This is a genomic window from Streptomyces sp. NPDC042259, from assembly GCF_055582085.1.
Map to the genome: position 1 here is coordinate 392,398 of NZ_JBVJDW010000003.1, position 13,898 is coordinate 406,295.

The following is a 13,898-nucleotide window of genomic DNA, read 5'->3' on the forward strand; positions in this document are numbered from 1 at the left end:
CACGAGATGAAGAAGGAAAACGCGATGAAGAAGCCAGGGCTCGAAGACGTCCTCCCCCTGTCGCCGATGCAGCAGGGAATGCTGTTCCACGCGATGTACGACGAGGACGGCGGTTCCGACGTCTACACCATTCAGCTCTCCTTCCGGATCGAGGGCGAGCTGGATGCCGAGGCGCTGCGGGGTGCCGCCGCGGGTGTGCTCCGCCGGCACTCGAACCTGCGGGCCGGGTTCCGTTCCCGTAAGAACGGCGAGCCGGTGCAGATCATCCCCCGCGAGGTGGCGCTGCCCTGGACCGATGTGGACCTGAGCGGTCTGCCCGAGGCCGAGCGGGAGGCGGAGCTGACCCGGCTGGTCGCCGAGGACCGTGTGCGGCGCTTCGACCTCGCCGCGCCCCCGCTCGTCCGCTTCACCCTCGTCGACCTCGGCGAGGGCGGCCACCAGTTCGTGGTGTCCAACCACCACATCCTGCTGGACGGCTGGTCCATGGCGCGGGTGCTGGGTGAGCTGTTCGAGCTGTACGGCACGAAGGGCGACGACTCGGGGCTGCCCCGGGTGACGCCCTACCGCGAGTACCTCGGCTGGCTGGGCCGGCAGGACCGGGCCGCCGCCGAGGCCGCGTGGCGGCAGTCGCTGGCGGGGCTGGAGGAGCCGACGCTCGTCTCCCCCGCCGACCGGCCCGCGTCCACCGAGCGCGGGGAACTCAAGGTGCGGCTGTCCGCCGCGCAGACGGCGGCGCTCGGCCGGTGGGCGCGGCGGGCGGGCGTGACCGTCAACACCGTCGTCCAGGCCGCTTGGGCCATGGTGCTGGGCCGGCTGACGGGCCGCGACGACGTGGTGTTCGGAGCCACGGTGTCGGGCCGCCCGGCGGAGATCCCGGGCATCGAGTCCATGGTGGGTCTGTTCATCAACACGCTGCCCGTGCGGGTCCGGCTCGATCCCGCCGAGACCCTGGGCGGGCTGGTGAACCGCGTCCAGGGCGAGCAGGCCGAGCTGATGTCGCATCAGCACATGGGGCTCAGTGATGTGCAGCGGCTGGCGGGGCACGGTGAACTCTTCGACACCATCGTGGTGTTCGAGAACTACCCGATCGACTCGCAGAGCCTCCAGCGGTCGGCGGGCAGCATCGGCATCGTGGCCAGCGACAACCACGACGACACGCACTACCCGCTCACGATCGCCGTCCTCGTCGGCGAGACGATGGAGCTCCAGTTGGCCTACCAGCCGGAGGTCCTCGCCCCCGCGCTGGTCGAGTCGCTGGCCGACGCCCTGGTGCTGCTGCTGACCACGGCCGAGCAGGACGCGGACCGGCCCGTCGGCGTGCGGCGGATGCTGCCCGCCGAGCAGGAGCGGGTGCTGCTGGCCCAGGGCACGGGGGCGGACCTCCCGCTGCCCGATGAGCAGTTGCTGCACGAGCTGCTGGAACTCCAGGCGGCCCGCATCCCGGACGAGGTCGCGTTGGTGTGCGGTGCGGAGCGGCTGACGTTCGCGCAGCTCAACGGCCGGGCCAACAGGCTGGCCCGGCTGCTGGTGGCGCAGGGCGCCGGGCCGGAGTCGATGGTCGCGCTGGATCTGCCGCGCTCCGCGGACCTGATCGTGGCTGCGTACGCGGTCCTGAAGTCGGGCGCCGCGTATCTGCCGCTGGATCCGGAGTACCCCGCCGAGCGGGTCGGCTACCTCTTCGAGGACGCCTCCCCGGTGAGTGTGATCACGCTGGAGGGCATAGCGGAGGGCTTGCCCGAGTCGGTCGCCGGCGTCCCCCGGGTCGTCCTCGACGCCCCCGGCACGGCCGATGCCCTGGCCGCCCTGCCCGACGGGAACCTGACGCGGGCCGACCGCCGGGGCCCGCTCACGCCGGACCACCTGGCCTACGTGATCTACACCTCGGGTTCGACGGGCAGGCCGAAGGGTGTCGCGGTCGCCCACCGCAGTGTGGTGGGGCTCTTCCACAGCGAGCAGGCGGACCTCTTCGCGCCCGGTGCGCGGGCGGTCGGCGGACGGCGCCTGAAGACGGCGCTGACCAGTGCGTTCACCTTCGATGCCGCGGTCGATTCGATGCTGTGGATGCTCGACGGCCATGAGCTGCACCTCATCGGTGACGAGGTGCGGCGCGACCCCGGGCAGGTGGTCGCCTACGTCCGCGAGCAGCGTCTGGACTCCTTCTTCTCCACCCCGGCCTTCATGGAACAGTTGCTGGCCGCCGGTCTGATGGATCCGTCCGCGCACCACCCGCACATGCTGCAGGTCGGCGCCGACACCACCAGCGACGCACTGTGGCAGAGCCTGCGCGCCCTGCCCGGTGTCATCGCGCACAACTACTACGGGCCCACCGAGTGCACGGTGGTGACGCTGCGCTGCCCGGTCGAGGACAGCCCCCGGCCGCTGATCGGAGGGCCGCTGCGGAACGCCAGGACGTACGTCCTGGACGGGCAGCTGCGGTTGCTGCCGCCGGGGGTGGCGGGCGAGCTGTACATCGCGGGCCCGGCGGTGACGCGCGGCTACCTGGGGCGCCCGGGGCTGTCGTCCGAGCGGTTCGTGGCCGACCCGTTCGGCGGCCCGGGCGAGCGGATGTACCGGTCGGGTGACGTGGTGCGCCGGACCGGTGACGGCCTCCTGGAGTACCTGGGGCGCGCGGACGACCAGGTGAAGATCCGTGGCTTCCGGATCGAGCTGGGCGAGATCGACGCGGTGCTGGCCGGTCACGGGTCGGTGGCGCAGAGCGCGGTCGTGGTCCGGGAGGACCGGCCGGGCACCAAGCGGCTGGTGGCCTACGTGGTACCGGCCGACGGCGGCACGGACGTGGCGGCGCTGCGGGAGCACGTCGCGGGTCTGGTGCCGGAGTACATGGTGCCGTCGGCGTTCGTCACCCTCGACGCGCTGCCGCTGACGGTGAACGGCAAGCTGGACCGCAAGGCCCTGCCCGCCCCGGACGTCGCGGGCCGCACGGGCGGTCGCGGCCCGCGCGACGCCCGCGAGGAGCTGCTGTGCGGCCTCTTCGCCGAGGTGCTCGGTCTCGACACCGTCGGCATCGACGACGGTTTCTTCGAGCTGGGCGGCGACAGCATCATCTCCATCCAGTTGGTCAGCCGGGCCCGCCGGGCCGGGCTGGTGCTCACCCCCCGTGATGTGTTCCAGCTGCGTACCGTCGAGGCACTGGCCGCCGCCGCCCAGGACGTCGAGGAGACCGGGCGCACGGCCCGGGCGGGTGCGGACGGCGCGCTCGGTGCCGTGCCGCTCACCCCGATCATCCACCGGCTGCGGGAGTCCGGTGGCCCGATGGACGGCTTCAACCAGGCCATGGTGATGCGGGTGCCCGGGGACTACGACCTCGGGACGCTGACCAAGGCGCTGCAGGCGGTGCTGGACCACCACGACGCGCTGCGGCTGCGGCTGTCCCGGCCGGCCGACGGCGGCTGGGCGCTGGAGGTCACCCCCCGGGGATCCGTCCGCGCGCGGGACATCGTGCACCGGGTCGACGCGGCCGCGGTCGCGCTGCCCGAGGCGGCGCGGGCGGCACAGGAGCGGCTGTCCCCGGACGACGGGGTGATGCTCCAGGCCGTGTGGCACGACGCGGGCCCGGACGCGCACGGGCGGCTGGTGCTCATGGCGCACCACCTCGTCGTGGACGGGGTGTCCTGGCGGATCCTGCTGCCCGATCTGGCGGCGGCCTACGAGGCCGTCGCGGCCGGCCGTGACGTGGACCTGGAGCCGGTGGGGACGTCGTTCCGGGGCTGGGCCGAGGGCCTGGTCGAGGCGGCGGCGTCCGAGGCCCGGACCGCCGAGCTGGACATCTGGACGTCGATGCTCCAGGGTACGGACCCGCAACTGGGGGCGCGCCCGGTGGATCCCGCCCGCGATGTGATGGCGACGTCCGGGGCCCTGTCCCTGTCGCTGCCCGCCGAGGTGACCGGGCCGCTGCTGGCCCGGGTGCCCGCGGTGTTCCACGCGGGTGTCAACGACGTCCTGCTGACCGGTTTCGCGCTGGCGGTGTCGGACTGGCGCCGGCGGCGCGGTCAGGACGCGCCCGGGGTGCTGGTCGATCTGGAGGGCCACGGTCGTGAGGAGCTGGTGCCCGGCGCGGACGTCTCCCGGACCGTCGGCTGGTTCACCAGCCTGTTCCCCATCAACCTCGACCCCCGGGTGGGGGCGGGGAAGTGGGAGGAGATCTGGGCGGGCGGACCCGCCGTCGGTGACGCCGTCAAGGCCGTCAAGGAGCAGCTGCGGGCCCTGCCCGACAACGGTGCCGGCTACGGGCTGCTGCGTTATCTGAACCCGGAGACGGCGGCCGTCCTCGCGGGCCTGCCCACCCCTCAGCTCGGTTTCAACTACCTCGGCCGGCTGGGCGGCTCCGCCACGGACGAGGGCGACGACTCCGACGCCGGTCTCGGCGGCGGTGCCGACGCCGACATGCCGGTGCACCACGCGCTCGAGGTCAACTCGATCGCCCGGGAGACCGCCGACGGCCCGGCGCTGACGGCGAACTGGTCGTGGCCGCGTGAGCTGTTCGGCGAGGACGAGGTGCGGGACCTGGCGGAGACCTGGTTCCGTGCCCTGCGGGCCATCGCCACGCACGCCGAACGGCCGGACGCGGGCGGTCACACGCCGTCCGACCTCGCCCTGGTGCGGCTCGCGCAGCGCGACATCGACGAACTGGAGGAGGGGCAGCGGCCGTTCGCGGACGTGCTGCCCCTGGCGCCGCTCCAGCGGGGCCTGCTCTTCCACGCGCTGTACGACCAGCAGGGCCACGACGTCTACACGGTCCAGTTCGCGATGAACATCGAGGGGGCGCTGAACGGCGCGGCCCTGCGGGCGGCCGCGGAGACGCTGCTGCGGCGGCACACCAACCTGCGGTCGGCGTTCCGTGTCATGGGCAACGGCGAGGCCGTGCAGGTGGTGCCGTCCGAGATCACCCTGCCGTGGACCGAGCTGGACCTGCGCGGGCTGCCCGAGGCGCGCCGGGAGGCGGAACTCGCCCGGTACCTGGACGAGGACCGCGGCCGCCGGTTCGATCTGACCGCTCCGCCGCTGATCCGGTTCGGCCTGGTCGCCCTGGAGCCGGACCGGCACCTGTTCGTGATCACCAACCATCACATCCTGCTGGACGGCTGGTCGATCCCGGTCCTGCTGGGCGAGCTGTTCGAGCTGTACAACCGCGAGGGCGACGACTCCGGTCTGCCGCGGGTGACGCCGTACCGGGACTATCTGGTGTGGCTGGCCGGGCAGGACCGTACGGCGGCCGAGGCCGCCTGGGCCGAGGCGCTCGACGGTCTCGAGGAGCCGACCCTGCTGGCGCCGCTGGACCCGGGGCGGAAGCCGGTGGTGCCGCGGCGGATCTCCAAGGAGCTGCCGGCCGCGCTGGCGACGGCCCTGCGGGAGCGGGCCCGTGAGCACAACGTCACGCTGAACACCCTGCTGGGGCTGGCCTGGTCGCTGACGCTCGGGCAGCTGACCGGGCGGGACGACGTGGTGTTCGGCACCACGGTCTCGGGCCGCCCGGCGGAGATCGAGGGCATCGAGTCGATGGTGGGGCTGTTCATCAACACCCTGCCCGTACGGGTCCGGCTGGATCCCGCCGAGACCATGGGCGGGCTGCTGACCCGGCTCCAGGACCGGCAGTCCGAGCTGATGCCGCACCAGCACCTGGGGCTCACGGACATCCGTGAGATCACCGGGCTGGGCGAGCTGTTCGACACCCTCGTGGTGTTCGAGAACTACCCGGTCGACACCGGGGCGCTGGAGCAGTCGGTCGGCGCGCTCGCCGTGACGAGCGGCGAGGGCCAGGACGCCACCCACTACCCGATCGGCATCACGGTGATCCCGTCGGGTGACCGGCTGCTGGTACGGGCCGACTACCGGCAGGACGTGTTCTCCGCGGAGAGCGCCGAGCTGATCGTCGAGAGCCTGCTGCGGGCCCTGGAGGCGACCACCGATCCCGAGCCGGTGCTCGGCTCGGTGGACGTCCTCGTGCCGGGCGCGCGGGAGCGGATCCCCGCCGGGTGGAACCCCGAGGGGTACGAGCCGTCCGCCCGGACCCTGCCGGAGTTGTTCGAGGCGCAGGCGGCCCGTACCCCCGACGCGGTCGCGGTGGTCCAGGACGACGAGGTGGTCCCGTACGCGCGGCTGAACGCCCGGGCGAACCGGCTGGCCCGGCACCTCCTCGCGCACGGGGCGGGCCCCGAGCGGTTGGTGGGACTGGCCCTGCCGCGTTCCGCGGACATGGTCACAGCCCTCCTCGCCGTGGTGAAGGCCGGAGCGGGCTACGTACCGGTCGACCCGGACTACCCGGCCGAACGCCTCACCCACATCCTCCACGACGCCCGCCCCGGCCTCCTGATCACCGACACCGCCAACGCCACCGCACTACGCCCCCTGCTGCCGCAGACCGCCCGACTGCTCGTCCTCGACGACCCCGCACTCGACACCCGGCTCACCGGCCTGTCCGACGCTGACGTGACCGATGACGAGCGCGGCGGTGTGGTGACACCCGACACCAGCGCGTACGTGATGTACACCTCCGGTTCCACGGGCAAGCCGAAGGGTGTCGCGGTCACGCACGGCGGTGTGGTGGCGCTGGCGGGCGACAGCGCGTTCGCCGAGGGACACGAACGGGTCCTGGTGCACTCCCCGCAGGCCTTCGACGCCTCCACCTACGAACTGTGGGCGCCGCTGCTGTCCGGCGGCCGCGCGGTGCTCGCCCCGGCAGGCGATCTGGACGCGGCACGGCTGCGGGAACTCGTCGGCCGGCACCGGATCACCGCGGTGTGGCTGACCGCCGCCCTCTTCCACCTCTTCGCGGAGGACGACCCGGGCTGCCTGAACGGGCTGCGCGAGGTGTGGACCGGTGGCGACGTCGTCCCGGCCGAGGCGGTGCGCCGGGTACGCGAGGCGTGCCCGGGGCTGACCGTCGTGGACGGCTACGGGCCGACGGAGACGACCACGTTCGCCACGTCGTACCGCGTCGAGCCCGGTGCGCCCGCCCCGAGGACCGTGCCGATCGGCCGGGCGCTGGACTCCCAGCGGGTGTGGCTGCTGGACGGCGCCCTGCGGCTGGTGCCGCCGGGTGTACCGGGTGAGCTGTACATCGCGGGCACCGGTCTGGCCCGAGGCTATCTGGGGCACCCCGGCGCGACCGCCGAGCGGTTCGTCGCCGACCCGTTCGGCGCCCCCGGAAGCCGGCTGTACCGCACCGGCGACCTGGCCCGCTGGACCACCGACGGGCAGATCGAGTTCATCGGCCGGGCCGACAGCCAGGTCAAGCTGCGCGGTTTCCGCATCGAGCCCGGCGAGATCGAAGCCGCGCTGGAAGGACACCCGGCTCTCGCCCGGGCCACCGTCACCGTCCGCGAGGACCAGCCGGGCGACAAGCGCCTGGTGGCCTATGTGGTCCCGGTGGACGGGGACGTGGACACCGGTGCGCTGCGCGAGCACCTGGCCGGGCTGCTGCCGGAGTACATGGTGCCCGCCGCGTTCGTCACCCTCGACACCCTGCCGCTGACGGCCAACGGCAAGCTGGACCGCAAGGCCCTGCCCGCCCCCGACTTCACGGGCCGGACCGGTGGCCGCGGCCCGCGCGACGCCCGCGAGGAGCTGCTCTGCGAACTGTTCGCGGACGTCCTGGGGCTGGAGCGGGTCGGTATCGACGACGGGTTCTTCGAACTCGGCGGGCACTCGCTGCTGGCGACCCGGCTGGTGAGCCGGGTCCGTTCCCGGCTCGGTGTGGAACTCGCCGTCCGTACCGTCTTCGAGGAGCCCACGGTCGCGGGGCTGGCGGGCCGGCTGGACTCCGCCGCCGGTTCGCGCCGGGCGCTGGGCGTGCGGGAGCGCCCCGCGCAGATCCCGCTCTCCCCCGCGCAGCGGCGCCTGTGGTTCCTCAACCGCTTCGAGGGGCCGAACGCGACGTACAACATCCCGTTGGCCGTGCGGCTGCTGGGCGAGGTCGACACGGCCGCGCTCGGGGCGGCGCTCGGTGACGTGGTGGCCCGGCACGAGAGTCTGCGCACGGTGTTCCCGGACACCGATGCCCGGCCCCGGCAGCTGGTGTTGCCCGCCGAGCGTGCGGTCGTGGAACTGGCGGTCACCGACGTGCCGGCCGACGGTCTGGACCGGGCGGTGAGCGAGGCGGCCCGGCAGGGCTTCGACCTGGCCCGGGACATCCCCGTACGGGCCCACCTGTTCCGGGTGTCCGCCGACGACCACGTGCTGCTGATCGTGGTGCACCACATCGCGGGCGACGGCTGGTCGCTGGCCCCGCTGTCCCGGGACCTGTCGGAGGCCTACCGGGCCCGCCGGAGCGGGACGGCCCCGGTGTGGGAGCCGCTGCCGGTGCAGTACGCCGACTACACGCTGTGGCAGCGTGAGGTGCTGGGCGACGAGAGCGACCCGGGCAGCGCCATGGCCGGGCAGTTGGAGTACTGGCGCACGGCACTCGCGGGGATCCCCGAGGAGCTGCCCCTGCCCAGGGACCGGCCGCGCCCGGCGGTGGCCGACTTCCGTGGCCGCACCGTGCCGCTGCGCATCGCGCCGCACGTCCACCGGCGGGTGGCGGACCTGGCCCGTGAGCGCGGCGCGAGTGTGTTCATGGTGATGCGGGCGGCGATCGCGGCACTGCTGGGCAAGCTCGGGGCCGGGGAGGACATCCCGATCGGCAGCGTCATCGCCGGACGCACCGACGAAGCACTCGACGACCTCGTCGGCTTCTTCGTCAACACCCTCGTCCTGCGCACCGACCTGACCGGCAACCCCACCTTCGCCGAACTCGTCGAACGCGTGAAGGAGACCGACCTCGCCGCCTACGCCAACCAGGACGTCCCCTTCGAACGGCTGGTGGAGGAACTCAACCCGGCCCGGTCCATGGCCCGGCATCCCCTCTTCCAGGTGATGCTGGCGTTCCAGAACAACGCGACCGGCCACACGGACCTGCCCGGTGCCCGGATGCTGCCGCACCCGGTGGGCCTGAACGTGGCGAAGTTCGACCTGTCCTTCGAGCTGGGTGAGCGGTTCGGCCCCGACGGTGCGCCGGCGGGCATCGAGGGCGGGGTGGAGTACGCCACCGAGCTGTTCGACGCCGCCACCGCCGAGGCCCTCGCGGCCCGGCTGGAGCGGCTGCTGGAGGCGGTGACGGTCGCCCCCGACCGTGCCGTCCGGGACGTCGACATCCTCGACGGGGAGGAGCGCGGCCGGATCCTGACGGAGTGGAACGACACCGGGCACGCGGCCCGGCCGGTCACCTTCACCCGGCTCTTCGAGGACCGGGTCGCGGCGAGCCCCGATGCCACCGCCGTGGAGTCCCCCGGACTGCGCCTGACCTACGGGCAGTTGAACGCGCGGGCCAACCGGCTGGCGCACGCCCTGATCGAACGCGGTGTGGGGCCGGAGGGCATCGTCGCCCTGGCCCTGCCCCGGTCGGTGGACATCGCGGTCGCCCAGCTGGCCGTCATGAAGGCGGGCGCCGCCTACCTGCCGGTCGACCCGGACTACCCGGCCGACCGCATCGGCTACATCCTCACCGACGCGGCCCCGGCCCTGGTCGTCACCGACACGGAGCACGCGGGCCGGCTGCCCGAGGACGGCCCGCCGCGGCTGCTGCTGGATCTGACGGACCTCACCCGTCAGTCCCCGCACGACCCGGGGATCAGCACGTCGACGGCGCGGCCCGCGTACGTCATCTACACCTCCGGCTCCACGGGCCGCCCCAAGGGCGTCGTCGTCACCCACCACGGTCTGGCGAGCTTCGCCGCCGCGGAGCTGGAGCGTTTCGAGGTGACGGCGGACAGCCGGGTGCTGCAGTACGCGTCGCCCAGCTTCGACGCGTCGGTGCTGGAGATCTGCATGACGTACGCGGCGGGCGCCACGCTGGTGGTGCCGCCGCCCGGGCCGCTGGCCGGTGACGTGCTGGCCACGGTGCTGCTCGAGAGCGAGGTGACCCACGCGCTGATCCCGCCCGCGGCGCTGGCGTCCGTTCCCGCCGGCGACTTCCCGGCCTTCACGTCCCTGGTGGTCGGCGGTGACGCGACCTCGGCCGAACTGGTCGACCGGTGGGCCCCGGGCCGGCGGATGGTCAACGCCTACGGTCCGACCGAGGCGACCGTGGCGGCGACGACCAGCGCCCCACTGGCGGCCGGAGGCGGCACGCCCCCGATCGGCCGCCCGCTGCCGGGCAGCCGGGTGTACGTGCTGGACGCGGGGCTGCGCCCGGTGCCCGCCGGGGTGGCCGGTGAGCTGTACATCGCCGGTGACGGCTTGGCCCGCGGTTATCTGCGCCGGCCGGGGCTGACGGCCGAGCGTTTCGTCGCCGGCCCGTTCGGCGGGCCGGGTGAGCGGATGTACCGCACCGGTGACCTCGCCCGCTGGACGTCCGACGGTCAGCTCGAATATCTGGGGCGCGCGGACAACCAGGTGAAGGTCCGTGGTTTCCGGATCGAACTCGGCGAGATCGAGAGTGCCCTCGCGGCCCACCCCGCCGTCGACCGGGTCGCGGTGGTGGTGCGGGAGGACCGGCCCGGCGAGCCCGCGCTCGTCGCGTACGTGGTGGCGGCACCGGGCGGGGAGGCGGGGCAGGCGGAGCTGCGCCGGCACGCGGCGGAGTCACTGCCGTCCTATATGGTGCCGGCCGCCTTCGTGCGGCTCGCCGAACTGCCCGTGACGACCCACGGCAAGCTGGACCGGGACGCGCTGCCCGCCCCGGACTTCGAGGAGTTGCTGGGCTCGCGCGGCCCGCGCACCCCGCAGGAGGAACTGCTGTGCGGCCTGTTCGCCGAGGTGCTCGGCCTGGAACGGGTCGGTATCGACGGCAACTTCTTCGAGCTGGGCGGCGACAGCATCGTCTCCCTCCAGCTGATCAGCCGGATCCGTTCGGTGCTGGGCGTCAAGGTCGGCAACCGCGCGGTCTTCGAATCGCCCACGGTCGCGGAGCTGGTCGAACGGCTCGGTACGGATTCCACCCGGGACGGCTTCGAGGTGCTGCTGCCGCTGCGGGCCGGCGGGGAGCGGCCGCCGTTGTTCATGGTGCACGCCACCGGCGGTCTGGCCTGGGGGTACAACGAGTTCCTCAAGCAGATCCGCGCCGAGTACCCCGTCTACGGGTTGCAGGCCCGGGGGTTCAAGCTCGGCGACAAGGTCGCGACGAGCGTGCCGGAGATGGCCGCCGACTACATCGAGCAGATGCGCACGGTGCGACCGCACGGCCCCTACCACCTCCTCGGCTGGTCGCTGGGGGCGCTGATCGTCCACGAGATCGCCACCCAGCTGCAGGACCAGGGGGAGGAGGTCGGCCTGGTGGTCAACCTCGACCAGGGGCCGTACGAGGAGTACTGGGACGACGACCGTCAGGAGTACACCGAGCAGCTCGTCTTCCGGACCCTGCTGCACGTGGCGGGGCTCGACGCCGCGGCCATCGGTGACGACGTCGTCCTGGAGCACGCGGAGGTCATGTCGATGATCGCCGGCCAGGACAGTGCGCTGGCGAACCTCGAACCGCACCACATCACGGCGTTCGCCGAGGTGATGGACAACAACTACCGGATCGTGCGCGACTACCGGCCCGGGGTCTTCGAGGGCGATCTGATGCTCGTCGTCTCGACCGCCCAGCGGGGGGACGAAGCCGTGCCGCACCTGGTCGATCTGTGGCGGCCGCGGGTGACGGGCGAGATCGTCACCCATCCGGTGACGGCGTCGCACAGCGAGCTGCTGTCGCCCGGCCCGGCGGCCGAGATCGGCCGGCTGGTCCACGAGCGGCTCAAGACACGGGGCTGACCTCGTCGAAGGCAGGTCCGCCCGGCTCCGGGCGGGCCTGCCTTCCGCCGTGACAGCTTGCTGCCTTCTCTCTTGTGGGCGTCTGCCCGCCCGCCGTGGAATGAGGCAGGAGTTCGCGGCCGGGCGCGACCGGGAGGGCAGCGGTCCGGCGGTCGGCGCGCGGAGCCGCCCCGCGCCCCGGGACGAGCCCGGACGGGCGGTTCCACGGACGCCCGAAACACCCGAACCAGTCACCCACTTGGGGAGTGAGTAAGCATGGAAACAGCGATCTCTGCGGAGGGGCTCCGCAAGAGGTACGCCGAGCACGAGGTACTGACCGGCGTCGATCTGTCGGTGTCGGCGGGCGAGGTGCTGGGCCTGCTCGGCCCGAACGGCGCGGGGAAGACCACCATCGTGCGCATCCTCGCCACGCTGCTGCCCTTCGACGGCGGGAAGGTCACGGTGGCGGGCTTCGACCTCTCCAAGGACCAGCGGGAGATCCGCCGCCGGATCGGCCTGACGGGCCAGTACGCGGCCGTCGACGCCGTCCTCACCGGCCGGGAGAACCTCCGGCTGATCGGGGTGCTCCTCGGGCTGGGCAAGCGCAAGGCCCACGCCCGCGCCGACGAGCTGCTGGAGCAGTTCGACCTCACCGACGCCGCGGACCGCGCCTCCAAGTCGTACTCGGGCGGCATGCGGCGCCGGCTCGACCTGGCCGCGAGCCTCGTCGCGACTCCCTCGGTCCTCTTCCTCGACGAGCCGACCACCGGCCTCGATGTGACGAGCCGCCAGTTGCTGTGGCGGATGGTCCGCCAGCAGGTCGACAGCGGCGTCAGCGTGCTGCTGACCACCCAGTACCTGGAGGAGGCCGACCAGCTCGCCGACCGCATCGTGGTGATCGACAAGGGCTCGCTGATCGCCGAGGGCACCCCCGAGGAACTCAAGCGCAAGGTCGGCGGCGAGCGGCTGGAGGTGTCCGTGGCGGCGGCATCCGATCTGCCGGCGCTGGTCGCCGCGGTCGGCGCCGCGTCGGCCGAGTCCCCGCAGGTGGACGAGAAGACCCGGCACGTGTCCATTCCGCTGGTCGGCGGCCTGGACACGATCTCCGAGGTCACCGCCGCCCTGCGGGCCGCGGGGGTGGAACCGGTGGACTTCGCCATCCGGCGCTCCTCCATGGACGACGTCTTCCTCGCCCTCACCGGCCAGAGCACCGAATCCGACACGGCCGGACCGGCCGATGCGAAGACCAGCGAGCGGCAGACGCCGCGAGGACAGGAAGCGGCATGACCGACCTCATCGTTCACTCCCGCGCGCTGATCGGCCGTCATGTACGGCATCTGACGCGCACACCCCAGCAGTTGATGAGCATCACCCTGATGCCGGTGGTCTTCGTCCTGGTCTTCGGCTATCTCTTCGGCAGCGCGATCGACGTGCCGGGTGGCCAGAAGTACCAGGAATACATCATGGCCGGCATCTTCATCCAGGTGGTGATGAGCAACCTGGGGCTGACCGCCATCGCCGTGGTGGGCGACCTGGACAACGGGCTGATGGACCGCTTCCGTTCACTGCCGATCTCCCGCTCGGCCGTGCTGATCGGCCGCACCACCAACGACCTCATCGTGATGTCGTGGAGCTTCGCGCTGATGTCCGGCATCGGCTACCTGATCGGCTGGCGGGTGCACAACGGCTTCTGGGAGATGCTGGGCGGCTTCGGTCTGCTGCTGCTGCTCGGGCTCGCCACCTCGTGGCTCGGCGCCCTGCTGGGCCTGGTGCTGCGCAGCGCCGAAGCGGTGAACGCCATCGGCGCGATCATCGTGATGCCGATGTCGTTCCTGTCCAACGCGTTCATCCCGCTGAACGGGCTGCCCGGCTGGATGCAGTCCATCGCCGAGTGGAACCCGGTGAGCGCCGTCGTCCTCGCCTGCCGGAAGCTCTTCGGCAACGTCCCGTCGGGGGCCACCACGGGCGATGCCTTCCCCATGCAGCACCCGGTTCCCATGGCCGTGATCCTCTCGCTGACGATGCTGGTCATCGTTGTCCCGCTGACGATCCGCGCCTTCGAAAAGGCCTCGTCCCGCAAGTGATCGCACGGGCACCAAAATTCCGGCCCCCTCCGTACCGACGAGGGGGCCGGACTTTCGGCTTTTCCCCGCACCACAGACCCACCCGAG

Annotated in this window: 3 protein-coding genes; all 3 read left to right on the top strand. The window is 72.6% G+C overall.

Going from position 1 to position 13,898, the window contains the following annotated elements:
• The first annotated feature begins 24 nt into the window (after positions 1-24).
• The 3 genes from ACZ6MA_RS10710 to ACZ6MA_RS10720 all read left to right on the top strand — a co-directional run bounded on the left by ACZ6MA_RS10710 (position 25) and on the right by ACZ6MA_RS10720 (position 13,811).
• A complete protein-coding gene (locus tag ACZ6MA_RS10710; protein WP_469432743.1) occupies positions 25-11,748 on the top strand; it encodes an amino acid adenylation domain-containing protein in 11,724 nt (3,907 codons plus the stop codon).
• Positions 11,749-12,003: 255 nt separating this feature from the next.
• Positions 12,004-13,014, top strand: coding sequence for an ATP-binding cassette domain-containing protein (locus ACZ6MA_RS10715; protein WP_469432745.1), 1,011 nt, complete (start codon positions 12,004-12,006; stop codon positions 13,012-13,014).
• Positions 13,011-13,811, top strand: a complete 801-nt coding sequence (locus tag ACZ6MA_RS10720) for an ABC transporter permease (RefSeq protein ID WP_469432746.1) — start codon at positions 13,011-13,013, stop codon at positions 13,809-13,811. The genes ACZ6MA_RS10715 and ACZ6MA_RS10720 overlap by 4 nt, the downstream gene beginning before the upstream one ends.
• Positions 13,812-13,898 lie beyond the last annotated feature (87 nt).

Bases quoted from the DNA above. Each gene is read 5' to 3' on its own strand.
- ACZ6MA_RS10710 (WP_469432743.1), top strand. From the start codon at position 25: ATGAAGAAGCCAGGGCTCGAAGACGTCCTCCCCCTGTCGCCGATGCAG.
- ACZ6MA_RS10715 (WP_469432745.1), top strand. From the start codon at position 12,004: ATGGAAACAGCGATCTCTGCGGAGGGGCTCCGCAAGAGGTACGCCGAG.
- ACZ6MA_RS10720 (WP_469432746.1), top strand. From the start codon at position 13,011: ATGACCGACCTCATCGTTCACTCCCGCGCGCTGATCGGCCGTCATGTA.